Source organism: Sphaerotilus microaerophilus, assembly GCF_023734135.1.
GTDB classification, from domain to species: Bacteria; Pseudomonadota; Gammaproteobacteria; order Burkholderiales; family Burkholderiaceae_C; genus Sphaerotilus; species Sphaerotilus microaerophilus.
In genome coordinates this window covers 3,002,573-3,028,124 of record NZ_AP025730.1, presented here as the reverse complement: position 1 = coordinate 3,028,124, position 25,552 = coordinate 3,002,573, and the positions used below count along the sequence as shown (strand labels likewise).

Here is a 25,552-nt window from a genome sequence, read left to right as displayed (position 1 = left end):
CCTCTCCTTCAGACCAGCTCGCCGACCAGGTCGTGCCCCGCCGTGCCGATGATGCGCACGCGGGCGAAGTCGCCGACCTTCATCGTCTTCGACGCCTTGGTGGGCGGCAGGATCTTCACGGTGCCGTCGATCTCCGGCGCGTCCGCATAGGTGCGCGCCACGCCGCCCTTGCGGCCCAGCGCCGGAGCGCTGTCGACCAGCACCTGCATCGTGGCACCCACGCGCTGCGCCAGCTTGGCGGTGGACACCGCCTCGGCCACCGCCATGAAGCGCGCGCGGCGCTCCTCGCGCAGCGCGTCGGGCAGCGCGCCGGGCAGGTCGTTGGCGGCCGCGCCGTTGACCGGCGAGTAGGCAAAGCAGCCGGCGCGGTCGATCTGCGCTTCCTTGAGGAAGTCCAGCAGGTAGGCGAACTCCGCTTCGGTCTCGCCCGGGAAGCCGGCGATGAAGGTCGAACGGACCACGATCTGCGGGCAGGCGGCGCGCCAGGCCTGGATGCGCTCGAGGTTGCGCTCGCCGCTGGCGGGGCGCTTCATGCGCTTGAGCACGTCGGGGTGGGCATGCTGGAAGGGCACGTCCAGGTAGGGCAGCACCAGGCCCTGCGCCATCAGCGGGATCACCTCGTCCACGTGCGGGTAGGGGTAGACGTAATGCAGCCGCACCCAGGCGCCGTAGGGCTTGGCCAGCTCGCCCAGGCGGGCGACCAGGTCGAGCATGCGGGTCTTGACCGGCTTGCCGTCCCAGAAGCCGGTGCGGTACTTGACGTCCACGCCATAGGCCGAGGTGTCCTGGCTGATGACCAGCAGCTCCTTGACGCCGGACTCGAACAGCCGCTGCGCCTCGCCCAGCACGTCTCCCACCGGGCGCGAGACCAGGTCGCCGCGCAGGCTGGGGATGATGCAGAAGCTGCAGCGATGGTTGCAGCCCTCGCTGATCTTCAGATAGGCATAGTGCTTGGGCGTGAGCTTGATGCCCACCCCTGGTACATGTGTCGCGGGCACCAGATCGACGAAGGGGTCGTGCGGCTTGGGCACGTGGGCGTGCACCGCGTCCATCACCTCCTGCGTCGCGTGCGGGCCGGTGACGGCCAGCACGCTGGGGTGCACGCCCTGCACCAGGTTGCCACCGTCCGCGCCGGAGCGGGCGCCCAGGCAGCCGGTGACGATGACCTTGCCGTTCTTGGCCAGCGCCTCGCCGATGGTGTCCAGGCTTTCCTTGACCGCATCGTCGATGAAGCCGCAGGTGTTGACGATCACCAGGTCGGCGCCCTGAAAGGTCTTGCTGGTCGCATAGCCCTCGGCACTGAGCTGGGTGAGGATCAGCTCGGAATCGGTCAACGCCTTCGGGCAGCCCAGGGAAACGAAGCCGATGCGGGGGGCGGCGGCGCCGGCAGCGGCCGCGTTGGAAACTTGTTCGCTCATGGGCAGGATTGTCTCAGGTGAGGCGATCGGGTCGCGCCGGAAGGTCACCTCGGGTGGTCAGGATCGCGGCCCAACTGGTTCGGGACCTCCCGGGCCGTCCTGGGGCAGAAGCGGGCACGGCGGGAGTGCCCGTGGCCCTGCCCCGCCGCGCGTGTTCAGGCCCGGCGCCGCGCCGCCAGCAGGTTCAGGCCCAGCCCGGCGATCACCAGCCCCGCAGCGGCCAGCTTCCAGGCCGGCAACGGCTCACCCAGCCACCAGGCGGAACTGCTCATGCCCACCACCGGCACCAGCAGGGCCAGCGGGGAGATGGTGGCCGCCGGGTGACGTGCCAACAGCCAGGCCCAGGCGGTGTAGCCGATCAGGGTGTTGCCCCAGGACTGCCAGAGCACCGCGGCCCAGACCTCCGGCCCGGCCACCGCCAGGCTGGCTCGGATCGCCGGCCAACCTTCCACCGCCAGCGACAGCGCCAGCAGCGGCCCGATCGCCCAGGCGCTGGCCCAAACCACGTAGGCGAGCGTGTTCACGCCCTTGGCCCGGGTGGCGACGATGTTGCCTGCCGCCCAGCTCAGGGCCGCGCAGAGCACCAGCGCCAGGCCGGTGACGCGCGTCTCGCCGCCGGTGTTCAGCGCGATCAGCCCGATGCCGCCGCCCGCCAGCAGCAGCGCCAGCCCCTGCACCCCGCGGGGACGCTCGCCGGAGAACCACATGGCCAGCGCGATGGTGAAGAACACCTGCGTCTGGATCACCAGCGAGGCCAGCCCCGGCGTGATGTGCCCGGTCAGCGCGATGTACAGCAGGCCGAACTGCCCGGCGCCGATCAGCAGGCCGTAGGCAGCCAGCTGGGTCCAGGGCACCTTCGGCCGCGGTAGGAACCACATCGCCGGCAGCAGCGCGAAGGTGAAGCGCAGCGCCGCGAACAGCAGCGGCGGCAGCTTGGTCAAGGCGAGCTTGATGATGACGAAATTGCTGCCCCAGATCGTGACGACGGCAAGGGCGAGCAGCAGGTGCAGGGGCGGCAGGGGGCGATTCACCGGGGCGAGGCTAACACCCCGGGGTCATCCGCCATCCGCCCTTCACGCCGGACGCAGCCGGGGGTCCAGGTTGAACGGCTCCAGTGCTTGGACGGCGTACGGCGGCACCACCGCCGCATCGATCAGCAGGTTCCAGGCATGCCGGCTGACCACGCTCGGCAGCGCGACCATCGGGTGCGCATCCAGCAGCGCATCGCCAAAGCGCTGTTGTGCTGCGCTCACGCTGCCCGGCCGCAGCCAGGCGGGTTCCGGCACACCGGCCGGCGGCAGGACGTGGACCGCTGCGGGGTCGGTGATCGACAGTTGCAGCAGGCTGTGCGCCAGCACGTCCAACGCCGCAAAGCCCTTGTGCACGGCCACCTCCAGGATCGCGGTGGAGGGGTCCAGCGCGGTGTAGATCACCCGCCGCCCGGGGCTGGACCAGCGTCCACCGACCAGGAAGGCCCCTTCGGCCCGCGGCCAACTGGTGAGGAACTTGTCGCGCTCCAGCCGCCACGCCACCACCGCACCGCTGCCACCCAGGGCAGCGGGCAGCGGCGTCACGTGTAGACCCCGTGGTCCATGCGCACCAGCAGCGCCTTCACCAGTTCGCTGCCTTCGCTGCTCTGCAACAGGTCGATCGGGCGGCGCTGGTCCAGCGCCAGGGCCGGTGCGGCCAGCCAGCGCTCGGCTTCGTCCTGGTTGCCCAGCACCTCGCTGGCCAGTTCGGTGATGGCGGCCAGGCGCAGCGTGCGGTCGCTGGCGTTGCTGTCCAGCGGCTTGTTGCCTGCCAGCGCGCGCTGCAGGGTGCGTTCGCTGACGCCCACGGCGCGCAGCAGGGCGTCGCGGTCGATCTGCCGAAACGACGCCAGCAACTCGCGCGCCGTGCTGGCCGGCAGCCCTTGGGTGACCAGGTCGTGGGTTTGCAGTGGCGTGAGCTGACGCGCGAACTGCAGCGCCGTCGCGCCCGACGGATTCCAGCTGCGCGGCACCGCCTCGGCAACGTGAAGAATGGCAGACATCGAGCCCCCTTGCGACAAGTGTCAAATGATCTTACGCCACCTGTCGTCAGAAGGCCAGAACAGGCCAGCGATCCCCTCCCCCTCGGCCGGGTCAGGGCGCCCGCAGCTTGATGATCGAGCACACCGCCACCGCACTGGCCACCACCTTGCCGTCCTGCAGCAGCTCGCCGCTGACGTGGCAGACGTCGCGCCCACGGCGCATCAGGCGCGCGCGGCCCTGCATCGGGGTGATGCGGGCCGGGCGCAGGTAGCTGAGGTTCAGGCTCACGGTGGCAGGCGCCTCGCCGGCGGCCAGCGTCGAGTCGACCAGGCTGGCGGTGAGGTCGTCCAGCATCGCGCCCAGCATGCCGCCCTGCATACCGCCGGCCGGGTTGGCGAAATCGGCGCGGGGGGCGTAGTCCACATCCAGCTCGCCGGCCTCGCGGTCGACGCGCACGATCGTGGCGCCCAGCAGGCGGGCCACCGGCGGCGGGGGCAGCTCACCGCGCTGCATGCGGTGCCACCAGTGTTCGGCGGGCGCCTTGGGGTCGGAGTCGGGGGAGGCAGCGGTTGGGGCGGCGGCGGTCGTCATGCAGATTGGAATCTCAAATAATGAGATCAGATCCTATCCGCTGCATCGCCGCACGGGCGTCCGGCTGGTGACATTCCGGTGCGTGGAACGCCGCCCGCTGCTCAAACCCGCGGTGCGGCGGCCAGCGCCGCGCGGATGCAGCAGGCCGCGTCGTCCAGCCAGGCGCGCAGCTGGGGGTTGCCGATCTCGCGCAGGCGCTGCACGGTGCCCACCAGGGCCAGTGCGCCGACCACCTCGTCCTCGCCGTTGAAGATCGGCACCGCCGCGGCCCCGACGCCGGGGTCGAGTTCGCCCAGCGACAGCGCCATGCCTTCGGCGCGCAGCGCGGCCATGCGGGTGCGGAACTCCGCCCAGGTGGCGCCGTGGCCCAGTTCGGCGATCTCGGCGGCATGCGCCTCGTAGAGCCGCAGCAGCGCGGCCCGCGGCAGGTGCGCCACCAGCACGCGCGGTGACGCCCCGCGCAGCAGTGGGCGGGGGCGCCCGCGACCGTACTGCAGCTCCAGCCCGCCGGCGGCGCGCTCGCGGTGGGTGTCGATGATGCGGTTGGGGCCGAACATGGCCGACAGCACCGCGTCCAGCCCGGTGGTGGCCACCAGCGCCGGCATCAGCGGGGCGGCGGCCAGCAGCACCGGGTCGCTCTGGCGCAGCTGGTAGTCCAGCTCAATGATGCGTGCGCCCAGGCCGTAGCGGCCGGCGGTGACCTTCTGCAGGAAGCCGGCATCGACCAGCTCGCGTACATAGCGGTAGCCGGTGGCGCGCGAGTAGCCCAGCGCGTCGTTGATCTCGTCGGCGTGCCAGGTGGGGCGCTCCCGGGTGAACAGATCCAGGATGGCGAAGACCCGGGCCGGGCTGGTCATGGAACGTGGCTCCTGGCGCGACGGCGCGTGGCGGTGGACGGAAGGGGCCGCCATTGTCCCAGAGGCGCTGCCGCGGGTCTGGTCGGGTTGACAAGGGTCAGAAGAAGTCATTTAATCTCATATATTGAGATTTATGTAATTTCATTCAACAAGGACACAGCATGAAACTGGTGAGCTACGAGCGCAATGGACAGGCAAGCTTCGGCGCGGTGGTGGGTGAGGACGGCGTCGTCGACCTGCGCGAGGCGCTCGGCGGGCGCTACGCGGATCTGCAGGCCCTGCTGGCGGCCGATGCGTTGGGGGAGGCCGCGGCTGCCGTTCAGGGCCGGGCCGCAGAGTTCCACCTCGGCGACGTCACGCTGCTGCCCGTGATCCCCCGACCCGGAAAGATCTGGTGCTGCGGCCTGAACTACGGCGAACACGTGCGCGAGACCAACCGCGAGGTGACCGAGCAGCCCACCTTCTTCCTGCGCGTGGCGGATTCGCAGGTCGGCCATGACCAGGCCATCATCGCCCCGCCGGAGTCCACCCAGGTGGACTACGAGGCCGAGATCGCGGTGGTGATCGGCAAGGCCGGCCGCCGGATCCAGGAAGCCGACGTGGCCGGGTACATCGCCGGCTACGCCTGCTACAACGACGGCTCGATCCGCGACTGGCAGAAGCACACCTCGCAGTGGGTGCCGGGCAAGAACTTCTGGCGCACCGGCGGTTTCGGCCCCTGGATGGTGACGGCCGACGAGATCCCCTTCGGCACCGTGATGCGCCTGCAGACCGTGCTCAACGGCCAGGTGCTGCAGGACGCCACCACCGAGATGATGATCCACTCGATCGCCAGGCAGATCGCCTACGTCTCGACCATCGCCCCGCTGCAGCCGGGTGACGTGATCGTCACCGGCACGCCCGGTGGCGTGGGTGCGCGCCGCAGCCCGCCGGTGTGGATGAAGCCGGGCGACGTCTGCGAGATCGTGGTCGACAAGATCGGCACGCTGCGCAACCCGATCGCCGCTGAAGGCTGAAGCCCCCGTCGCGGCGCCCGGCCGGCCGCTCAACCGCCTGCCAGGCGCCGTTTCAGCGCGGCCACCGCGCTGTCCGGCGTGGTCAACACCGGCAGGCCCAGCGCCGCCTCGATGGCCGCTGCAGCGCGCGCCAGGCTGAACTGGGCCAGGGCGATCACCCCGCAGCCGCGCGCGGCGAGCCGGTGGGCGGCCTCGACGGCGATGCGGTCGTGCCCCGCCGCGTCACCGGCCTGCAGGGCCGCCAGGGCGCCGTCGGCCAGCTCGGTGTCAAGGACGACCGCGGGCGGGAACTCCAGCGGCATGCTGGCCAGCGTCGGCGCAAAGGTGGCAAGCAGCCCGACTTTCGACCCCGCGCCGGCCTCGGCAGCCCAGGCCGCGGCGGCGTCGACCATCGCCTCGTTCGGCTTGTGCACCGGCAGGCCGGAGTGGCGGGCCTTGACGGCGTCGATGCAGGGACCGAAGGCCGAGCAGGTGAAGAGGATGGCGTTCGCGCCGGTGCCCACCGCGTAGTCGGCCAGCGCCAGGAAGCGCGCGGTCATCGCCGCATCCAGCCCACCCGGTGAAGCGGCAAGGTCGGCGGACAGGCTGTCGTCCAGCAGGTTCATCCGCCGCGCTTCAGGCCACCGGGCCTGCAGCGCCTGGTTGATCGGCTCGACCGAGGCAGCCAGGGCGTGGATCAGGGCGATGCGGGGCGTATCGGCAGCGGCCACCGCGACCGCTGGGGCGCAAGGGGACGATGCGGGCAGGTCAGAGGTCATCCTGGCATTTTCGTTGATTCTCATTGGTTGAGATATCCATCAAGGAGCATTCATGAGCCACTCATCCCTCCCCGCCGCCAGCGCGCCGCGCCGCTCGCCGCCCGATGACCGCCGGGGTGGCGTCTGGGACGTCCTGATCGTCGGCGCCGGTCCGTCCGGGGTCGGGCTGGCCAACCTGCTGGGCAAGGCGGGCCTGTCGGTGCTGCTGATCGACCGCCACCCGGGCGTGCTGCAGATCCCGCGGGCGGTGCACCTGGACGGTGAGACGATGCGGGTGATCCAGTCGATGGGCCTCGCGCAAGCGGCCATGCCCGTCCTGCGCCCGGGCCACAGCATGCACTGGGTCAACGCCGTGGGCGAAACCCTGCTGGTGCGCCTGGGCCAGGTCGGCCTGGGCTCGCAGGGCTGGCACAACGACTACTACTTCCACCAGCCCGACCTGGAGGCGGTGCTGCGGCAGGGCCTGGCGCGCTACCCGACCGTGCGCCTGCGCGAACGGCTGGAGCTGCGGGGCCTGTCGCAGGACGTCGAGGGGGTCGAGGCCGAGGCCTGGGACCTGGATCTGGGCGCCCCGCTGCGCCTGCGCGCGCGCTGGCTGGTGGGCTGCGACGGCGCTCGCTCCACCGTGCGGCGGCTGATCGACGCGGAGGACTTCGAGGAGCTCGGTGACGCTCACACCTGGCTGGTGGTGGACGGCGTATTGAACCACCCACTGGACCTGCCCGAGCACACCGTGCAGCACTGCGACCCGACCCGCCCGGCCACCTCCATCTACGTGCACCCGCTGCGCCGCCGCTGGGAGATCATGCTGCGCCCCGGCGAGGACGCGCAGGCCATGACGGAGCCGGAGCGGATCTGGCCGCTGCTGGCACGCTGGGTGCAACCCAGCCAGGCGCGGCTGGAGCGGGCGTCTGCCTACGTCTTCCACGCCCGCGTGGCGCGCCGCTGGCAGGACCACCGGGTGCTGCTGGCCGGCGACGCGGCGCACCAGACGCCGCCCTTCCTCGGCCAGGGGCTGTGCGCGGCGCTGCGCGACATCGCCAACCTGGCCTGGAAGCTGGCGCAGGCCATTCAGCAACCGGCCACTGGCGAGGCGCTGCTGGCCACCTACGCGCCCGAACGCATCCCGCACGTGCGCGAGTTCATCGCGCTGGCGGTGCAGGTGGGCGAGGTGATCCAGGAGCTGGACCCGGCCCGTGCCGCCGAGCGCGACCACCGCCTGAAGGCCGAGGGCCTGCAGTTCCCCTTCCCCACCCCGGCGCTGGGCGCCGGCCTGCACCTTGCGGGAGAACCTGATGCCGCCGCCTGCGTCGGCAAGGTCGCCCCGCAACACACCCTGCCCGATGGGCGCTGGCTGGACGACGTGATCGGCGCGCGCTGGGCGCTGCTGCTGCGCCGGGGCGAGGCGCTGCCGCCCGCTGCCGAACGCGCCGCCCAGGCGCTGGGCGCTGCCGTGCTGGCCGACGGCGGCGACCGCATCGACACCTGGCTGGCCGATCAGCGCCTGGCCGCCGTCATCCTGCGGCCGGACCGCTACGTCTGCGACGCTTGCAGCGACCTCGCCGCCCTGCCGGCACGGCTGGAGCAGCTGCTCGTCAAACTGGGCAGCGTGGCCGACTGATCCCGGCCGGGGCGCCGCCCGCGGCCGAGGCCGCCCCGATCAATCCAGCTTGATGCCCGCGCGGCTGATGGCCTGGCCCCAGAGCGCGTTGTCTTCCTTCAGGAAGGCGGCGAAGGCCTCGGGGGTCATCGCCTTGAGCTCGCCGCCGTAGGACTGCCACTTCTCGATCAGCGCCGGGTTCTGGCTGGCGGCCTTCTGCATCGCGTCGGCCAGCTTGTCGACCACCGGCTTGGGTGTGCCGGCCGGGGCGAACAGGCCGATCCAGGCGGTGGGGCTGTAGTTCGTGATGCCGGCCTCGGCGAAGGTGGGCACGTCCGGGAACTTCGGGTGCCGTGCCTTGCCGGTCAGCGCCAGGATCTTGAGCTTGCCGGCGCGCACGTTGCCGATGGCCGCCGGCAGCGCGTCGAAGATCACCTGCACCTGCCCGCCGATCAGGTCGGTGTACGGGCTGGTGGTGGCATAGGGGATGAAACGCATCTTCAGCCCGGCCCCGGCGGCAAACCACTCGCCCGCCAGATGCGAGTAGCTGCCCACGCCCTGCGTGCCGGCCACCACCGCGTCAGGGTTGGTCTTGAGGCGGGCGATCAGCTCCTTGGCGGTGTTTTCCTTGACGCCGACATTGGCGGTCAGCGCCGTGTTGAGCAGGCCGACGACGCTGATGGGCACGAAGTCCTTGTCATGCCGGTACGGCACCTTGTTGTACAGGTGCGGCACCACCGACATCGAAGTGGTGGAGCCCATCACCAGCGTGTAGCCATCCGGTGCGGCGGCGGCCCCGGCGGCCATGCCGATGGTGGTCGACGCGCCCGGCTTGTTCTCCACCACCACCGATTGGCCCAGCACCTTGGCCAGTTCGGCCGCGATCTCACGCGTGTTCGCGTCCGGCCCGGTGCCGGCGGGGAACGGCGCGATGATCTTCAGCGGCTTGCTGGGGTACTCCTGCGCGGCAGCGGGGCCGGTCGTGGCGGCACCAGCGGCCGCCATCAGCGCCAGCAGCGCGGTACGGCGGTTGGGTCGAAGGGTCTTCATGGGGCGGTCTCCTCGTTCGGGTGTGGGAAATAAAGAAGGGGGGGTGTGCAGGTCGGACACAGTGGCGGCGGCATCGGATGCACGGACGGTCAGTCGGACAAACCGACACTACGCAGGCCACGGCGCAGCTTGCACCATCTTCGGCATCAGGTCATCAGGCCATACACCATGCCGTAGGCGGTGCCGTACTCCGGCGTCGCGGCGTAGTAGCGCACCAGGGACGATTCGGCCGCTTCGCTGCCCGTGGCGCCAGCCACCGTGCGATAAGCGGCCATCGCGGCGATCCACAGGTGCAGTTCCAGGGCACCGACGCCGGCCTTCGCCACCAGCTCGGCCGGGTCCCAGTCGTCCATGCTGGCGAGGTCGCCCGCGCATAGGCGATCCAGGAAGTCGCGGTCGAAGGCCTCGTTGAAGCGCATGTCCTTGGCGGTGCGCCGCCCGTCCAGCACCATCTCGGCGCCTTCGATGTGCATGTCGGCAAAGCGGGTGAACCACTGCTCGTCGGTCATCGTGCCGCCGCGCTCGCCCTCCAGCTGGTAGCCGTGCACGCGCGGCTCGGCGGTGCCCATGAGCGGGAAGTAGCGCACCGGGTGGTGCGAGATGCCGCCCGAGCCCATGATGAGCGTGCGCGTACCGGCAGCGGCACCGGCGGCGATCCAGCGGCCCACCGCCTCGCCGATCAGCCGGCTGCGCCTGAAGCGCATCAGCGGCGGCGTGAAAACGCTGATGAACACGGGGATCAGCGGGTAGCGGTCGATCGCGCCGATCAGCCGCAACAGCGGCTGGGACACCGCATGGTCCACGCTCATCTTGTAGGAAATGCCGGGGTCGAAGCCCTCACGGCGCAGGTGCTCGATCAGCGCGATGGCGTCGGCCGAGGGCACCGGGATCTCGCCGGCTGCGCCGCCCAGGTCGGGCACCGCCTGCGCGGCCGTGCCCACGCAGTAGGCCGGCATGTTGGCGTAGTGGAAGCCGGCAAAGTGGTTGTTGGTGAAGAAGAGGAGGCGGTCGGGCCGGAAAGCCTCCACCTGCGCGCGGAAGGCCTCGCAGTGCGCCAGGATCTCCGGCTCCTGCGGGGGGGCCTTCGGGCGGATGGCGATCAGCGGCGAGTGCGAGACGCAGCCGAACATCGCCGGTGCGGCGGTGGTGGGGGTGTTCGTTGTCATGAGGATTCCAATCGGGTCAAGCTTGGCCCAGCGGCAGCACGATGGGCTTGTTGCCCGGGTGCTTGAACTGGTGCGTCACGGTGCGCGAGGCATAGCGCCAGCGGTCGTCGTCGCCCAGGCGGTAGACGTCCCGGTAGTCGGACACCAGGTTGGCCTCGGCCGGGTGCGGTGGCGGGCCGTCCTCCGCGTAGAGCAGCAGGATGGTGTGGCCGTGCACCTCGCGCTCGCTGACGAACTCCAGCCGCAGGTTGGTGAACAGGTGCCGCGCGGTGCGCATCCCGCGGGCCGCACGCATCGCATAGACCGTGCGCAACGCATCCCGGCCGGTGCTGCGTCCTCCCCCCTCACGGCCGTAGCTGCCGTCCTCGGTGAAGAGCTCGGGCACCTCGTCCGAGCGGTCGTGGTCGATCAGGAAGGCGAATTCGGCGTTCAGCGTCTCGATCTCGCTGCGGATCAGCGCCCGCTGAAGACGATCGTCCAGACTCAGGTTCAGATCCAGGCTCATGCGGCACTCCCCGGCATCGGGTACTCGTCGGCATTGCGCACCATGCCCGCTCGCAGCGAGAAGTCCAGCCGCGGCGGGGCGAACAGGTCGATCAGCAGCGCCGGGCCGGCGCCCAGGTTGCGGGTGGTGTGCACCACGGTCGGCGGAATCACGGTCACCGAGGGCGCGCCCACCTGCAGCGCCGTGTCGTCTCGCCAGGTGGTCATGTCCGGCGTCCAGGGCCAGCGCAGGTGGTGCAGGTGCACGCCGCGCAGCGTCACCGAGGCCTGCTCGAAGTCGCTGTGCGAGTGCGGTGACAGCGCCCGCACGTCGCGCGCTTCCTGCCGTTCACGCAGGATGTTGATCATCAGGTTGGCGCTTCGGAACACCCGCGTCTTCTCGCCATCCGCCAGCGCAGCGTCCAGGTCGTAGACACGCAGCTTCCAGCCATCCACCGGCACCGGCCAGTCCCGCAGCGGCGCCACATCGGCGTGCGGCTCGGCGAAGTCCGCTGCGTTCACCGCCTGCGCCGCCAGCGCTCGCTGCCGCGTCGTGAAGGCGCGCAGCACCCAGCCGGGGCCGAGCAGCTCCAGCGTGCTGTCGCCCGGCGGCAGGATCAGCAGGCGGTTGGCCGGCACGGTCTGGCTGCCGGCGGCGGTGGTGACCCGCGCGCCGCAGTCCGGCAGGAGCACCAGGGACTCGTCCGGGTTGGCCTCCACGACCAGCCGGGTGCCGGCCGCAGCCTGGGTGATGGCCGTCACCAGGTGGCTGGCGCGGGTCACCCAGGTGGGCGCGCCATCGGCCTCGCGCAGGGTGGGCGGATCGACCGAGTGATCGGCAACGGAGACGTTGCGGGCAGGGGCGTTCATGGTGGTCTGAAGGGATGGCCAAGAATCGGAACTCAGCCGGGCAACAGCCCGGGCAGCCGGCTCGCGGCTTGGCGCAGCAGCGACTGGTCCGAGCCGACGATGAAGGACTGCGCCCCGAGGGCGGCGAACTCGGCCACCTCCGCATCGGCTCCCACGGCCATCACGACGGGCAGGCGCTGGGCCCGGGCCACCGCGAGCACCCGATCCACGGCGGCCAGCACCTGCGGGTGGCGCGGGCCGTCCACACCCATCGACATCGCCAGGTCGGCCCGGCCGATGAGCAGGCCACCGATGCCCGGCACAGCGGCGATCTCGGCCACCACCTCCACCGCGGCAGCGCTCTCGATCTGGCAGACGATGAGCGTGCGGTCGGCCTCGGCCACCGCCTCGGCCCGGCTGCGGGTGCCGTAGCCGCCAAAGCGCGCCGACAGCGACATGCCGCGCCGCCCGCCGATGAAGCGAGTGGCGCTGACCACATTGACTGCGTCAGCCGCCGAGTCCACGTGCGGCACGACGATGCCGTGCGCGCCCAGGTCCAGCACCGACAGGATCGTCGCGTCGCGGTGGTCGGGCACGCGCACCAGCATCGGCATCCCCACCGCGCGGGCGGCGAAGACCATGCGGTCCATCGTCTGGCGGTCGAAGGGCGCGTGCTCCGCGTCCAGCACCACGTAGTCCAGGCCGCACAGGCCCAGCACCTCGACCACCTGCGGGCTGTCGGTCTTGACGAAGGTGGCGACCGTGCGCCGGTCCAAGGGGAGTTGGAACGGCGTGAATGGGGTGAAAGGCGTCATCACTGGGGCGTCGAAGGGTGACGGCCCAGTGTCCGACCGTCAGTCCGTGGCGACCAGCGCAGCGGCGCCGGATTCCGGCTGGCGGAATGCGCTGCTGCGCGATTCAGCTCCCGTCCGCGCTGAATGCCGCCGCGATTGCCTGGGCTGTCTCGGCCAGGATCGGCCGGTGCCGCTCCACCACCGCGGCGGTCATCGAGCGGCCGAAAGTGGTCATCGACAGCGCCGCCACCGCCTCCCCGGCCACGCACACCGGCACCGCCAGCGTGGTGGTGTGCACCGCCAGCGGGCTGTAGGGCATCGACGAGAAACGCACCACCATTGCGTCCACGTCCAGCGTTGCCAGCGCCAGCGGCCACTTGATCTCCCGCGTGACCTGCAGCAGGATCGGTCGCCCCGCGTCCACCAGCCGACTGCCCTCGGTGTAGCCGCCATCCAGCTCGCGCACCTTGCCGGCCAGCCGGTACAGCCCTGGCGTGGCCTCCGCCGCCACGTAGCCCTCCAGCCGCAGCGTGGCCAGCAGGCGCGACAGCGTCGCCTTGGGCAGGGTGCTCGCCTGGTGCAGTTCGTGCAGCGTCCACACCGGCCGCTCGTTCATCAACCGCAGCAGGCGCAGTGCACGCACGACGGCGCGGATGGCGTCTGCCGCTCCTGGACGGGTCGTTTCGGCAGAACTCGGCAGGCTCGGGGTGGCAGGCATGCGGGCGCACTCATCAGCGGGACGGCAGGGATTCTGCCGGCGGTTCCTGCCTCGCGACCGTCCCGGACGGGGGAGCAGGCGAGCCGACGGGCCGGGGGTCTGGAGGTCGGTAAGTCGGTAGGTGGGTATCGCACGCGCCAAGCCGGTCCAGCCCACCGCCTCTCCCGTGAGAGGCAGCGGGTTGATAGCTGTCAACGGGCCATTCGTTCCCTGGCGTAGAGTCAATTTCAGTCGTGGCTGGATGGCAAGTTCAGCTACGCCGGTGTGCACAAGGCCAGTCAATGCACCCTCCTGAACGCCGCGCAGGGTACAGGGCGCGTGCTTTTCATTCGCTGCCCCAACGGCTGGGCGGAGAAGCTGGCCGGGACCGCGCGGGTGGTTGGCGATTCCTACTGCACGAGCTTTCCGATCCCCAACACCACCCCGGGTGAGGATTGCGTGACCTGGCACAGCACGGGTCAGTGGCGGTTTGAGCAGCGCAAGGGCGACGTCCTTGACACCACGGTGATCCTGTTGCCGCAGGGCCTGTCCAGCACGCAGCGGTGAACGGGCCGGGGTGCCGGCCTGCATGGCCTACCGGCAGGTGACTTGTTGGCCGCCGGGGAAAGACCGGGCGTCCCCGACCCGCGTGACAGCCTGTTGCGCCGCCGGCACAGGCTGGCCCGCTGCTGGCCGGCCTGACTTGATATCCATCGGTTTTCCTCCCTGACTGCCCCGTCGTTGGCGGCGGCCCCGGTCTTGCTTGTCGCTGCCGTTGTCCGGCGCCTGTGCGCTGGCAAGGCTTTGGAGGAGACATGACGAGATCAACCGTTCCATCCCTGGCTGCCCGCGCCGCGCTCGCGTTGGCCGCCGTCTTGACGCTGGCCGGCACCGCCCGCGCCCAGGACATGCCCGATGGCAGCGACCTGGCGCGCCGCGCGGTGCACGTCTGCGCCGCCTGCCACGGCGAAGGCGGGCGCAGCACGACGGGCGCCTACCCCTCGCTGGCCGGCCAGCCGGCGCAGTACACCGCGCGCCAGCTGATGGACTTCCGCGCCCAGCAGCGCGCCGAGACCGACAGCAAGGCCTACATGTGGGGCGTCTCCGCATTGCTGGACGACGCCACGATCCAGTCGCTGGCTGGCTACTACGCGGCGCAGACACCGCCCGCCGGGCGCAGCAAGGCCCCACCCGCGGTGCTGCGCACCGGCCAGCGGCTGTTTGAAGAGGGAATGCCCGCGCGTGGCGTGCGCGCCTGCGCCAGCTGCCACGGCGACAAGGCCGAGGGCGCGGCCGGCTTCCCGCGCCTGGCCGGGCAGCACGCCGGCTACCTGCTGCGGCAGATGCAGGTGTTCAGCACCAGCCTGCGTCCTCACGGGGTGCTGATGAAGGCCGAAGTGGCCGGCCTGACGCCGGGCCAGATGCGGGCCGTGGCGGCCTATCTGCAGTCACTCTGACCGCCCCTCCTGCGGCCGGGATCGACTTGGTCGGCCTCGATCAGTGGCCGCAGGGTCTGCGTGGTGTCGTGCAGGGCTGGCACCAGCCTCGCGACGATTTGCCCCAGGCTCCAGGCCTGGCTCTGGACCGTCATGCCCACCGTCGCCCTGGCCTCGCCAAAGCGGTCGCGCAACACCACCGACACCCCTGACCGGCCCACGTCCAACCCGCCGCGCAGGACGCAGGGGGCTTGGCCGCGCACTGCCCGCACCTGCGTCAGGAGGGCGGGCGGATCCACCAGCGTGTTCGACGTGAAGCCGGCGAACTCGCGTGAGGCCACCCAGGCGAGCAGGTCCTCGTCGGCCCGGGTGCGCTGCAGCAAGGTTCCCGGGCTCGCCACAGGGGCGGGGATGCGCACCCCGGCATGGAAGCCGACGCACCCCACCCGCAGCCTGTTGCTGCGCGCCACGTAGACCACCTCGTGGCCGTCGAGCACGCTGACGTTGACCGTCTCCCCTTGGGCGCCGGGAGTCCGTCCCGTCCGTGCCGGCATGACCGAAGTGGCACAGGCTGAGCAGGTGCCGCCGCGCCGCCATGCGCGGGATGCCGGTGCGCACCGAGCGCAAGATCCTGCAGGACGACACCACCGAGACCGCCAACTACCAACCCAAGGTGGCCCGCGACGCGGCAGGCAGTCCTGGCCGATCGGACGATCGGACGATCGGAGGATGCGCCTGCTCGGCAGATTCACCCTTGAACGGGGGGAACCGCTGGTCAGGGAGGTCTGCACCGCCGTCGACAAGGCCCGCGGCGGCCAGTGAGCCGGCGCCCCGCTTGACAGCGAATGACGCCGTTCGCCGGGGCCGCGCCTTGATCCGGGTTAATCCCTAATTAAAAACTAACCAGTTCGTACAAAATTCGCCGGGCGGATCGATGCATCCTGACGGCCCCTTCCGACCGGCCTGCCCCCTCCGGCGGTCAAGGCCCTCCTGCTCCTTGGAGACCGGTATGAACAAATTGATCAATGGTTACTGCAAAGCGCTGGAGTGGTGCATCACGTTGCTGCTGGCGCTGATGGTGGTGCTCGTCTTCGGCAACGTGGTGATGCGCTACGCCTTCAACTCCGGCATCACCGTGTCGGAGGAGGTCTCGCGCTGGCTGTTCGTGTGGATGACCTTCCTGGGCGCCATCATCGCGCTCAAGGAGCATGGCCACCTGGGCACCGACATGCTGACTTCGCGTGTGCCGCTGGCGGCCAAGCGCGTCCTGGCCGCGCTGTCGCAGGCGCTGATGCTGTACGCCACCTGGCTGCTGTTCTCTGGCAGCCTGGCACAGGCCAGGATCAACTGGGAGGTCGAGGCCCCTGTCACCGGCGCGTCGGTGGCGATCTTCTATGCCTCGGGCGTCGTGTTCGCCGTCTCCAGCGCCGTGCTGCTGCTGCTGCAACTGTGGCGCACCGTCAGCGGCCAGGCCACCGAAGCCGAGCTGACCATGAGCCAGGAGTCCGAGGACCTGGCGCAGGTCGAGGCGCTGCACCTGCAGGACACCCCCAAGCTGGGCCAAGGCCCGCACTCCATGACTTTCCCCAAGTGAGCAGCGCTGGATCACCGCGATGACCATCTTCATCTTCCTGGGCTCGCTGCTGGCGGCCATGGCGCTAGGCGTGCCGATCGCCTACTCGTTGCTGCTGTCGGGCGTGGCACTGATGTGGCACCTGGACATGTTCGATGCGCAGATCCTGGCGCAGAACGTGATCAACGGGGCCGACTCCTTTCCGCTGCTGGCGGTGCCCTTCTTCATGCTGGCCGGCGAGATCATGAACGTGGGCGGCCTGAGCCGGCGCATCGTCAAGCTGGCGCTCACCCTGGTGGGCCACAAGCGCGGCGGCCTGGGCTTCGTGGCCATCCTGGCAGCCTGCATGCTCGCAGCGCTGTCGGGCTCCGCAGTGGCTGACACCGCCGCGCTGGCCGCCCTGCTGCTGCCGATGATGGTGGCCGCGGGCCACGACAAGGCCAAGTCGGGCGGCCTGATCGCCTCGGCCGGCATCATCGCTCCGGTGATTCCTCCGTCGATCGGCTTCGTGATCTTCGGCGTCGCGGCCAACGTGTCCATCTCCAAGCTCTTCCTGGCCGGCATCGTGCCGGGCCTGTTGATGGGCCTGTCGATTGCGATCGCCTGGTGGTGGGTGGCCAAGAAGGAGAACATCCAGCCGCCCAAGAAGGCCACGGCTGCCGAACGCTGGCAGGCGCTGCGGGAATCGACCTGGGCGATGGTGCTGCCGGTGATCGTGATCGTGGGCCTGAAGATGGGCGTGTTCACGCCCACCGAGGCCGCCGTGGTTGCCGCCGTCTATGCCCTGCTGGTGTCCACGCTGGTGTACCGTGAGTTGAACTGGCGGCAACTGCACGAGGTGTTCGTGGCCGCGGCCAAGACCACTGCGGTGATCATGTTCCTGGTGGCTGCGGCGATGGTCAGCGCCTGGCTCATCACGGTGGCCGACATCCCGAGCAAGATGATCGCCCTGCTGCAGCCGTTCATGGGCAACCAGACGCTGCTGCTGATCGCCATCATGGTGCTGGTGATGGCCGTGGGCACGGCGATGGACATGACGCCCACCATCCTGATCATGACCCCGGTGCTGATGCCGGTGGTCAAGGCCGCGGGGATCGATCCGGTCTACTTCGGCGTGCTGTTCATCATCAACAACGCCATCGGCCTGATCACCCCGCCCGTGGGCACCGTGCTCAACGTGGTGGCCGGCGTCGGGCGCATGAAGATGGACGAGGTCACCCGGGGCGTCATCCCCTTCATGACCGCGCAGTTCATCGTCATGTTCCTGATGGTGTTCTTCCCCTGGCTGGTCACCGGCCCCGCCAAGTGGTTTGCGAACTGAGGCCCACCCCCGTGGCGGCGGACGCCGGTCCAGCCGTTCGGCCTGCAAGCCGACCCGCGGAGCCGGATCCGCTGCGCCCGCTGGACAAGACCTTTCTCTTGCCGGGTGACCCTGGTACGCCCCACCCGGCACGCCATGCCCTGCGTACGTTCCATCCTGAATTGGAGACATCCATGAAGCGTCTGTTCATCAAGACCGTGCTGGCCACTGTCGCCCTGGCCGCCTGCGGCCTGGCTGCTGCCCAGGAGCGCACTTTCAAGTTCGCCCTGCAAAACCCCAAGGGCCACCCGCTGGAGATCGGTGCCCAGAAGTTCGCCGAGCTGGTCGCTGCCAAGTCGGGCGGCAAGATGAAGGTCAACGTCTTCCCCGGCGGCACGCTGGGCGGCGATGCGGCCAACGTGTCGGCGCTGCAGGGCGGCACGATCGAGTTCGTGCAGCTGAACTCGGGCATCCTGGCCTCGCAGGTCAAGGCCTTCGAGGTGTTCGACTTCCCCTTCATGTTCGCCAACGCCAAGGAAGCGGACGCGGTGGTGGACGGCCCCTTCGGCCAGAAGCTGCACGCCCTGCTGGCCGACAAGGGCATCATCGGCCTCGCCTATGTGGAGCTGGGCTTTCGCAACATCACCAACAGCAAGCGCGCCATCAAGACGGTGGAGGACCTGGCCGGCCTGAAGCTGCGCGTGATCCCCAATGCGATCAACGTCGACTGGGTCAAGGCCCTGGGCGCCAACCCCACGCCGATGGCCTTCCCCGAGGTCTACGCCGGTCTGGAACAGAAGGCCATCGACGGGCAGGAGAACCCGCTGTCGGTGATCCTGGCCAACAAGTTCTATGAAGTGCAGAAGCACATCACGGTCACCAACCACCAGTACAACCCGCAGTCGATCATCTTCAGCAAGAAGATCTGGGACGGCCTGTCCGAAGCCGACCGCAAGGTGCTGAAGGACGCCGCCGTCGAGGCCTCCGCCTACCAGCGCAAGGTCAACCGGGACAAGTCCGCCGATGACCTGCAGGAACTGCAGAAGGCCGGCATGCAGGTCAGCGAGTTCTCCGCCGCCGAACAGGCCAAGCTGCGCGACAAGCTCAAGCCGGTGGTCGAGAAGCACGGTGCGGCCATCGCTGCCACGGTGACCGAGCTGCAGGCCGAGCTGGCCAAGCTGCGCAAATAAGCCGGCGCGGTGGCGCCACCGCGCCGCCGCCCGCTCGCCTTTCTCCACATCCCTGCCCCAGTCCAGGTCCGGGTCGCCCAGACGGCCCGGGCGGGACGTTGTCGTTCCTACGCCATGACTCCCACGCCTGACGCCGTCGCCTTCGAGCCGGCCCGCCCCCAGGTGCTGCTCGGCCTGATCGGCGCGGGCATCCAGCAGTCGCTCACCCCGGCGATGCACCAGGAAGAGGCCCGCCACCACGGCCTGCGCCTGCACTACCAGCTGATCGACCTGGAGAAATTCCACGGCTCGGCGGTCGACCTGCCGGGCCTGCTGGACGCCGCGCGCAAGATCGGCTTCGCCGGCCTGAACATCACCTACCCCTGCAAGCAGGCGGTGATCCCCCTGCTCGACGAGCTCTCCGACGAAGCCCGGGCCATGGGCGCCGTCAACACCGTGGTGATCCGCGACGGCCGCCTCACCGGCCACAACACCGACGGCTCCGGCTGGGCACGGGGCTTCCGCCGTGCGCTGCCCGAGGCCGATCTGTCACGCGTCGTGCTGCTGGGTGCCGGCGGCGCGGGTGCGGCGATCGCCCATGCCGCGCTGCGCCTGGGCGTGGGTGAGCTGCGCATCGTCGATGCCGACCTCGCCCGTGCCACCGCCCTGGCGCTGGAGCTGAACGCCCGCTACGACGGCCAGCGCGCCCGTGCCTGCCAGAGCGCCGAGGAGGCCATGCCCGGCGCCACCGGGCTGATCCACGCCACGCCCACCGGCATGGCCAAGCTGCCCGGCCTGCCGCTGGATGCGGCGCTGCTGCGACCGGACCTGTGGGTCTCCGAAGTGGTGTACTTCCCGCTCGAAACGGCCCTGCTGCAGGCCGCGCGTGCCATCGGCTGCCCGATCAGCGACGGCGGCGGCATGGCAGTGGGCCAGGCGCTGGGCGCCTTCGAGCTGTTCACCGGCCGCACCGCCGATGCCGCCCGGGTGGAGCGCCACTTCCACCACCTGCTCGCCGAGCGCGAGCGCCAGAACGGTTGACGCCACTGCGCACCGGTGGCACCTTGCCGCCCACAGCCAACCCGGCTTGACCGGTCGACGACACCCAAGACGAGGATCTGCCCGACATGAACCGTCCCGCCCCCCTCCCGAAGGATTCCCGCGAAGCCCTGGGTGAGTTGCCCAACCCGCTCGGGCTGCAGGGCATCGAGTTCATCGAGTACGCCACGGCCAAGCCGCAGACGCTCGGCCAGAGCCTGGAGCGGCTGGGCTTCCGGCCGGTGGCGCGCCATCGCTCGCGCGAGGTGCTGCTGTACCGCCAGGGCGACATGAACATCATCGTCAACGCCCACCGCGCACCGGAGGACCCGCCGCTGCCGGACCGTGCCGCCATAGCCGCGGTGGCCTTTCGCGTGCGCGACGCCGCCAGCGCCTACCGGCGCGTGCTGGAGCTGGGCGCCTGGGGCGTGCCCACCCAGGTCGAGGTGATGGAGCTGAACATCCCCGCCATCCATGGCGTGGGCGCGAGCCGCATCTACTTCGTCGACCGGGTCGGCGAGTTCTCGATCTACGACGTCGATTTCGTGCCCATCCCCACGGTGGACCCACGCCCGCCGGCCATCGCCAACCTGCACCTGTTCGGCATCGTGCAGTACATCGGCTTCGACCGGCTGGCCGATTGGTGCGCCTTCTATGGCGAGCTGTTCGGCTTTGCCGAGCTGCCGGCGGAACAGAGCTTCGGCGTGCTGACCCAGGGCCGCATCCTGGCGAGCCCTTGCGGCACGCTGTACTGGCAGCTGATCGAGCCGGCGCCGGATGCGATCGACATCGACCCGGAGGAACTGCTGCAGCGCGTGGCCTTCGGCACGCCGGATGTGCTGGCCTCGGTGGCCGTCCTGAAGGCGCGCGGCGTGGACTTCGTCGAGTCCCCCTCGGGCGTGCACAGCGGCAGCCGCGGCGCGCTGACGCGGCCGTCGGACACCGGCCCGACCTTCGAGTTCGTCCACGACCCGCGCTGAGCAGCCTCCGGAGAACGCACCATGAACCTGCAGCGCAGCGTCGCTTCGGCCCACATCGCCGATTTCGGCATGGACACCATCACCCTGGCCGGCCCGCTGGAGGCCAAGCTGGCGGCGATGAAGGCGGCCGGCTTCGGCCAGGTGATGCTCGCCGCGCGCGACATCGTCGGCCACCCGCAGGGCATCGACGCCGCGGTGGCGGCGGTCAAGGCCTCGGGCCTGCGCGTCACCGGCTTCCAGGTGCTGCGGGACTTCGAAGGGCTGAGCCGGGGGCCGGGCCGCCCCAACCCCGGCGGTCCCCCTCGGGGGGCGGGCGCCGCAGGCGACCTGGGGGCCACGGATACCGGGCACCTGCACGGCTACAAGGTCGACATCGCCAAGCAGATGATCGGCATGGCCCGCGCGCTGGGCGCCAAGGTGCTGCTGGCCTGCAGCTCGACCTCCCAGCACGCCAGCGGCGACCTGGACGTGATCGCCCGTGACCTGCGCAAGCTGGCCATGCTGGCCCTGCCGCAGGGCATCAAGGTGGCGTTCGAGGCGCTGTCCTGGGGCCGCCACATCAACGAGATGCACCAGGCCTGGGAGGCGGTGGAACGTGCTGACATGCCCAACCTCGGCATCGGTGTCGACTCTTATCACGTCTTCGCCACCAACACGGCGCTGCAGTGCCTGGACGACGTCGACCCGGCCAGGATCTACCTGGTGCAGCTGGCCGACTTCATGTGGCAGGAGACCCGCACCGCGCAGGAGCGCATGGAGACGGCGCGGCACTTCCGCGTCTTCCCCGGCGAGGGCGTGCACAGCCAGGCGCTGGCCGAGCTGGTGCGCAAGCTCGACGCCATGGGCTACCGCGGCGACTACAGCTTCGAGGTCTTCAACGACGACTACCAGCAGCTGCCCCTGCCCTACGTGGCCGAGCGCGGCCGCAACTCGGCCATGTGGCTGGCAGAGAGCGTGCTGCGCCGCAGCGTGCCGCTGCCGGGCCAGATGCGCCTGCGCAGCGTGGCCTGAACAGCGGGGCCCGGGTCAGCCAGCGCACCCAGCCAGTGGCCGCACCCGGTCGATCGGGCAGCCGGCCGCGATCCAGGCCTCGAACTCGTCGGCCAGGCGCTGGCTCTCGGCGACCGCCTGGCGCCAGTGGCGCACCCGCTGCTCGGTGGGCAGGGCTTTGAAATCCTGCCGGTCGGGCAGCTTGCCGCCGGGCAGGGTCGCCACCCAGGCCGGGTCGGGGCAGAGCACGATCAGGTTGTCCAGCCACGGGCTGGCTCGGTGGCGGCGCTTCCAGGCCTTGTCCAGCCAGCCGGGGATCAGCTGCGGCGAGAAGTGCGGGTACAGCACCAGCCCGGCGCTTGCCTCGTCCACCGCCAGGCCGGACCAGGGCCAATGCAGGTGGTAGTCGGTGATGCCGCCATCCCAGTAGGCGCCCGATGGGCCGCCCGGGATGTCGTGCACTGCGCGCAGCCAGAACGGGATCGAGCCGGATGCCAGGATGCTCGGCTGCAGGTTGTCGGCCGTGAGCGCCACCTGTGCGGTCGGGTAATCCGACAGGACCAGCGGCAGCGGCTCGCGCGGGTCGGAAAACACCACCCGCTGCAGCCAGGCGCCCAGGGCGCGGCGGCTCATTGCATTGGTCGCGTAGGCGCCCAGATAGCCCGCGACGGTGCGCCCGCGCTGCTCGCGGTGCAGCAGCCCATGCCGGCCGCGGCTCGTGACCACGTGCAGGCGCAGCCGGGGGTGGTTCAGGATCTCGCCGGCACGGTCGTCGAAGTGGGCGCGCAGCAGCTCGCCGAAGCGCAGGCTGACGTTGGTGGCGGTCTGCGCCTGCCCGGTGGGCGGGTCGTAGCTCTCGGCGATGTAGTCCTCGGCCAAGCGGCGCAGGGCGGCGTCGGCATCGTCCAGCATCGCGCAGGCCATGCGCCAGGCGCCGATGCTGGCACCCACCAGGTGCACGCTCGGGCCCGGGCCGCGCAGCCAGCGGCCGAACAGGAAGCGGTCCAGCGGGTTGAGCGCGAGGCCCTTGGGCCCCCCTGCCGCCGCAGGCACCGCACGCACGTCCTGCGGGCGCAGGCCATGTTCACGCAGATGAGCCAGCGCGCGCGGGCCGGCATGCAGGCTCAGGGCCGGGGGGGCAGCGATCGTCACAGGCGCATTCGGCGCGAATCAGTGGCCACTGGCCGCCGGGGGCGCCAGGGGGACCGCTGAAGCCGGAAGGCCGGCCGAGGGCGCACTCGCTGCCTCGGCAGCCGCATCCGCGGCGGTATCCATGCCGATGCTGCGTACGAAGCCGCCACTGACGTACTCGCTGTAGAGCCAGTCGCCGCCGCTGTCGGTCACGCCGTCCGGCACGGGCATCGAGGCCACCGGCACGCCGCGCAGCGCCCGGTCCATGTAGCTGATCCAGATCGGTAGGGCCAGGCCACCGCCGGTTTCTTTCGCACCCAGGCTGCGCGGCTCGTCGTAGCCCAGCCAGACGACCGCCGCCACGCTGGGCTGGAAGCCAGCGAACCAGGCGTCCACCGAGTCGTTGGTGGTGCCGGTCTTGCCGTAGAGGTCCGGCCGGCGCAGCGCGCCCTGGGCCCGTGCCGCGGTGCCGCTGCGCGTGACCTCCTGCAGCAGCTGGTTGGTGAGGAAGACGTTGCGCGCCGGCAGCACGCGCAGCTCCTCGCTCAGCGGTGGCGCAGGCGGCGCCTCGTAGACCACCCGGCCCTGCACGTCGGTGATGCGCTCGATCACCAGCGGGTCGACCTTGAAGCCCCCGTTGGCCAGCACCGCAAAGGCGCCGGCCATCTGCATCGGCGTGGTGCTGCCCGCGCCGAGTGCCAGCGTGAGGTTGTCGGGCTGCTTGGCGGCATCAAAGCCAAAGCGGCTCACCCAGCCAAGGGCCTGCGTCAGGCCGATGTGGCGCAGCAGGCGGATGCTCACCAGGTTCTTGGACCTGGCCAGCGCCTGGCGCAACGTCAGCGGGCCGGCGAACTCGCCGTCGTAGTTCTGCGGGTTCCAGGCGCCTTCGACATCGGCGTTCTCCAGCGGCGCATCGTTGATCAGCGTGGCGGGCATGATGCCGTGCTCCAGCACCGCCGAGTACAGGAAGGGCTTGAAGCTCGACCCCGGCTGGCGCCAGGCCTGGGTGACGTGGTTGAACGGCTGGCGCGTGAAGTCGAAGCCCCCCACCAGCGCGCGCACCCGCCCGGTCGCCGGGTCCAGCGACACCAGCCCCCCCTGCACCTGCGGCCACTGCGACACCGACCAGGCCGGCACCTGCGCCGCCGTTCCCGTGGCCGCCTTGCCGCCCTTGGCGCCCTGCAGCACCACCCGCAGGATCGCACCACGCGTGATCGCCAGCGGCTTGGTCGCCTTGGGCGCCAGGGCCGCCTGCACCCAGCGCAGGCCATCGCCGGTGATCGAGATCACCTCGCCCGTGGCCAGCTGGGCGCTGATCTCCTTCGGGCTGGCCTGCAGCACGATCGCCACGCGCAGCTCCTCGTCGTCGCGGTGGTCCTTCAGCGCCTGCGCCACCGCCGCGCTGCCCGGGCCGGCATCGGCGCTCAGATCCTCCTGGTCCTCCGGACCGCGCCAGGCCTGGCGGCGGTCGTGGTCCAGGATGCCGCGCCGCAGTGCCGCCCAGGCGGCCTGCTGGTCCGCCGCGATCAGCGAGGTGGTGACCTTGAAGCCCTCGGTGTAGGCCCGCTCACCATAGCGCTCGAACACCGAGCGCCGCGCCATCTCGGCCACGTACTCGGCGTGCACCGAGGTGGCCTGACGCGGCCGGATTACCAGCTTCTCGGCCCGGGCGGCGTCGTGCTCGGCCTGGGTGATCTTGCCGGTCACCAGCATGCGCTGCAGCACCACGCGCTGCCGGTTGGTGGCGCGCTCCAGGTTGGTGATCGGGTTGGCGTAGGCCGGGTTCTGCGGCAGCCCCGCCAGCATGGCCGATTCGGCGATCGACAACCGGTCCAGCGGTTTGCCGAAGTAGGCCTGTGCCGCCGCGCCAAACCCGTAGGAGCGGTGCCCGAGGTAGATCTGGTTCAGGTACAGCTCCAGGATCTGATCCTTGCTCAACTGCTGCTCGATGCGCAGCGCCAGCATCACCTCCTTGAGCTTGCGCTCGACCGTGCGCCGCGACGACAGGAAGAAGTTGCGCGCCACCTGCTGCGTGATGGTGGAGGCGCCCTGGCGCATCCCGCCGGTCAGCGCGGCCCAAGCGGCCCGCCCCAGTCCAACCGGGTCAACGCCGTGGTGCTCGTAGAAGCGCGCGTCCTCCACCGCGATCACTGCGTCCTTCATGCGCTGCGGGATCTGCGCGACCGGGATGAACTGCCGCCGCTCCGAGCCGAACTGGGCGATCTCCACGCCATCGCGCGTCACCACCTGCAGCGGCTGGCGCGGCTGGTAGTTGATCACCTGGTCCAGCGAAGGCAGTTGCGGCAGGATGGCCGCGGCAGCCACCCCCAGCAGCAGCAGGCTGCCTGCGGCCAAGCTGCCCAGCACAATGGCCGCCCGCCGCGCCCGCGGATCGGCCTGCAGACGCCGCCAGGCAACGGCCAACCTCTCCCTCCACGACGGGGCTGGAGAGAAGTCGGAACGCGGATTTTCTTGATCGGACATCGAGGGCGCGTGAAAGCTGGCCAGGGAAACGGCCCGCGGATTGTCGCCGCTGCGGGCCACACGGCAGCCAGACCCTGGGCGGGGCAGCAACCAGAACGCACCCCACGGCGCCCGCCCCACCGGCCATCAGGCGACGGCTGCCACAGCCCCTCACACTTTT

General features: G+C 70.5%; 26 protein-coding genes. 10 read left to right on the top strand and 16 right to left on the bottom strand.

The window, feature by feature from the left end; all coding sequences use genetic code 11:
- Positions 1–8: 8 nt before the first annotated feature.
- The 6 genes from rimO to NGK70_RS13140 form a co-directional block, all read right to left on the bottom strand.
- Positions 9–1,418, bottom strand: coding sequence for a 30S ribosomal protein S12 methylthiotransferase RimO (gene rimO / locus NGK70_RS13165; RefSeq protein WP_251969000.1), 1,410 nt, complete (start codon positions 1,416–1,418; stop codon positions 9–11).
- Between the two features lie 155 nt (positions 1,419–1,573).
- The gene (locus NGK70_RS13160; RefSeq protein WP_251973772.1) at positions 1,574–2,437 is read right to left on the bottom strand and encodes an EamA family transporter; all 864 of its coding nucleotides are present in this window, start codon (positions 2,435–2,437) and stop codon (positions 1,574–1,576) included.
- A 54-nt stretch (positions 2,438–2,491) separates the two neighbouring features.
- Positions 2,492–2,992: an RES family NAD+ phosphorylase gene (locus NGK70_RS13155; RefSeq protein ID WP_251968999.1), complete on the bottom strand. Its 501-nt coding sequence runs from the start codon at positions 2,990–2,992 to the stop codon at positions 2,492–2,494.
- Complete coding sequence (gene parS, locus NGK70_RS13150; RefSeq protein ID WP_251968998.1) at positions 2,989–3,450, bottom strand: type II RES/Xre toxin-antitoxin system antitoxin; 462 nt, start codon at positions 3,448–3,450, stop codon at positions 2,989–2,991. The genes NGK70_RS13155 and parS overlap by 4 nt, the downstream gene beginning before the upstream one ends.
- A 91-nt stretch (positions 3,451–3,541) precedes the next feature.
- Positions 3,542–4,021, bottom strand: a complete 480-nt coding sequence (locus tag NGK70_RS13145) for a PaaI family thioesterase (RefSeq protein WP_251968997.1) — start codon at positions 4,019–4,021, stop codon at positions 3,542–3,544.
- 101 nt (positions 4,022–4,122) lie between these two features.
- The gene (locus NGK70_RS13140) at positions 4,123–4,878 is read right to left on the bottom strand and encodes an IclR family transcriptional regulator (protein WP_251968996.1); all 756 of its coding nucleotides are present in this window, start codon (positions 4,876–4,878) and stop codon (positions 4,123–4,125) included.
- 161 nt (positions 4,879–5,039) lie between these two features.
- On the opposite strand from NGK70_RS13140, the gene NGK70_RS13135 reads away from it, so the two are divergent.
- Positions 5,040–5,894: a fumarylacetoacetate hydrolase family protein gene (locus NGK70_RS13135; RefSeq protein WP_251968995.1), complete on the top strand. Its 855-nt coding sequence runs from the start codon at positions 5,040–5,042 to the stop codon at positions 5,892–5,894.
- Between the two features lie 29 nt (positions 5,895–5,923).
- On the opposite strand, the gene NGK70_RS13130 is transcribed toward NGK70_RS13135, so the two are convergent.
- Positions 5,924–6,652 (bottom strand): aspartate/glutamate racemase family protein, encoded by a 729-nt coding sequence (locus tag NGK70_RS13130; RefSeq protein ID WP_251968994.1) that lies wholly within the window; start codon positions 6,650–6,652, stop codon positions 5,924–5,926.
- A gap of 52 nt (positions 6,653–6,704) precedes the next feature.
- On the opposite strand from NGK70_RS13130, the gene mhpA reads away from it, so the two are divergent.
- A complete protein-coding gene (mhpA, locus tag NGK70_RS13125; protein WP_251968993.1) occupies positions 6,705–8,273 on the top strand; it encodes a bifunctional 3-(3-hydroxy-phenyl)propionate/3-hydroxycinnamic acid hydroxylase MhpA in 1,569 nt (522 codons plus the stop codon).
- Positions 8,274–8,312: 39 nt separating this feature from the next.
- On the opposite strand, the gene NGK70_RS13120 is transcribed toward mhpA, so the two are convergent.
- The 6 genes from NGK70_RS13120 to NGK70_RS13095 form a co-directional block, all read right to left on the bottom strand.
- The gene (locus tag NGK70_RS13120) at positions 8,313–9,302 is read right to left on the bottom strand and encodes a Bug family tripartite tricarboxylate transporter substrate binding protein (protein ID WP_251968992.1); all 990 of its coding nucleotides are present in this window, start codon (positions 9,300–9,302) and stop codon (positions 8,313–8,315) included.
- 146 nt (positions 9,303–9,448) lie between these two features.
- Positions 9,449–10,468 (bottom strand): DODA-type extradiol aromatic ring-opening family dioxygenase, encoded by a 1,020-nt coding sequence (locus NGK70_RS13115; protein ID WP_251968991.1) that lies wholly within the window; start codon positions 10,466–10,468, stop codon positions 9,449–9,451.
- Between the two features lie 16 nt (positions 10,469–10,484).
- Positions 10,485–10,973 carry a nuclear transport factor 2 family protein gene (locus tag NGK70_RS13110; RefSeq protein ID WP_251968990.1) on the bottom strand — a complete coding sequence of 163 codons (489 nt, stop codon included), beginning with the start codon at positions 10,971–10,973 and terminating at the stop codon, positions 10,485–10,487.
- The gene (locus NGK70_RS13105) at positions 10,970–11,821 is read right to left on the bottom strand and encodes a cupin domain-containing protein (RefSeq protein ID WP_251968989.1); all 852 of its coding nucleotides are present in this window, start codon (positions 11,819–11,821) and stop codon (positions 10,970–10,972) included. Before NGK70_RS13105 ends, NGK70_RS13110 begins: the two co-directional genes overlap by 4 nt.
- 32 nt (positions 11,822–11,853) lie before the next feature.
- Positions 11,854–12,615, bottom strand: a complete 762-nt coding sequence (locus NGK70_RS13100) for an HpcH/HpaI aldolase family protein (RefSeq protein ID WP_251968988.1) — start codon at positions 12,613–12,615, stop codon at positions 11,854–11,856.
- Between the two features lie 103 nt (positions 12,616–12,718).
- Positions 12,719–13,312 carry a helix-turn-helix domain-containing protein gene (locus tag NGK70_RS13095; RefSeq protein ID WP_251968987.1) on the bottom strand — a complete coding sequence of 198 codons (594 nt, stop codon included), beginning with the start codon at positions 13,310–13,312 and terminating at the stop codon, positions 12,719–12,721.
- Between the two features lie 318 nt (positions 13,313–13,630).
- Here NGK70_RS13095 and NGK70_RS13090 point away from each other — a divergent pair, with 318 nt between their 5' ends.
- Together NGK70_RS13090 and NGK70_RS13085 are read left to right on the top strand one after the other, a co-directional pair.
- Entirely contained in the window at positions 13,631–13,858 is a 228-nt protein-coding gene (locus NGK70_RS13090; protein WP_251968986.1) for a hypothetical protein, read from the top strand.
- Between the two features lie 248 nt (positions 13,859–14,106).
- Complete coding sequence (locus tag NGK70_RS13085; RefSeq protein WP_251973628.1) at positions 14,107–14,748, top strand: c-type cytochrome; 642 nt, start codon at positions 14,107–14,109, stop codon at positions 14,746–14,748.
- Here NGK70_RS13085 and NGK70_RS13080 read toward each other — a convergent pair.
- Complete coding sequence (locus NGK70_RS13080) at positions 14,730–15,281, bottom strand: IclR family transcriptional regulator domain-containing protein (RefSeq protein WP_251973627.1); 552 nt, start codon at positions 15,279–15,281, stop codon at positions 14,730–14,732. The genes NGK70_RS13085 and NGK70_RS13080 overlap by 19 nt on opposite strands.
- Positions 15,282–15,736: 455 nt before the next feature.
- On the opposite strand from NGK70_RS13080, the gene NGK70_RS13075 reads away from it, so the two are divergent.
- The 6 genes from NGK70_RS13075 to NGK70_RS13050 all read left to right on the top strand — a co-directional run bounded on the left by NGK70_RS13075 (position 15,737) and on the right by NGK70_RS13050 (position 21,798).
- Positions 15,737–16,321 carry a TRAP transporter small permease gene (locus tag NGK70_RS13075; protein ID WP_251973626.1) on the top strand — a complete coding sequence of 195 codons (585 nt, stop codon included), beginning with the start codon at positions 15,737–15,739 and terminating at the stop codon, positions 16,319–16,321.
- Between the two features lie 19 nt (positions 16,322–16,340).
- Entirely contained in the window at positions 16,341–17,621 is a 1,281-nt protein-coding gene (locus NGK70_RS13070) for a TRAP transporter large permease subunit (protein ID WP_251973625.1), read from the top strand.
- A 173-nt stretch (positions 17,622–17,794) separates the two neighbouring features.
- Positions 17,795–18,790, top strand: coding sequence for a TRAP transporter substrate-binding protein (locus NGK70_RS13065; RefSeq protein WP_251973624.1), 996 nt, complete (start codon positions 17,795–17,797; stop codon positions 18,788–18,790).
- Between the two features lie 114 nt (positions 18,791–18,904).
- A complete protein-coding gene (locus tag NGK70_RS13060) occupies positions 18,905–19,810 on the top strand; it encodes a shikimate dehydrogenase (RefSeq protein ID WP_251973623.1) in 906 nt (301 codons plus the stop codon).
- Between the two features lie 86 nt (positions 19,811–19,896).
- Complete coding sequence (locus tag NGK70_RS13055; protein WP_251973622.1) at positions 19,897–20,787, top strand: 4-hydroxyphenylpyruvate dioxygenase; 891 nt, start codon at positions 19,897–19,899, stop codon at positions 20,785–20,787.
- A gap of 21 nt (positions 20,788–20,808) precedes the next feature.
- Positions 20,809–21,798, top strand: a complete 990-nt coding sequence (locus tag NGK70_RS13050; RefSeq protein WP_251973621.1) for a sugar phosphate isomerase/epimerase family protein — start codon at positions 20,809–20,811, stop codon at positions 21,796–21,798.
- Positions 21,799–21,813: 15 nt separating this feature from the next.
- Here NGK70_RS13050 and NGK70_RS13045 read toward each other — a convergent pair whose 3' ends face one another.
- Entirely contained in the window at positions 21,814–22,929 is a 1,116-nt protein-coding gene (locus NGK70_RS13045; protein ID WP_251973620.1) for a patatin-like phospholipase family protein, read from the bottom strand.
- A gap of 18 nt (positions 22,930–22,947) precedes the next feature.
- Positions 22,948–25,392, bottom strand: a complete 2,445-nt coding sequence (locus NGK70_RS13040; RefSeq protein WP_251973619.1) for a PBP1A family penicillin-binding protein — start codon at positions 25,390–25,392, stop codon at positions 22,948–22,950.
- Positions 25,393–25,552 lie beyond the last annotated feature (160 nt).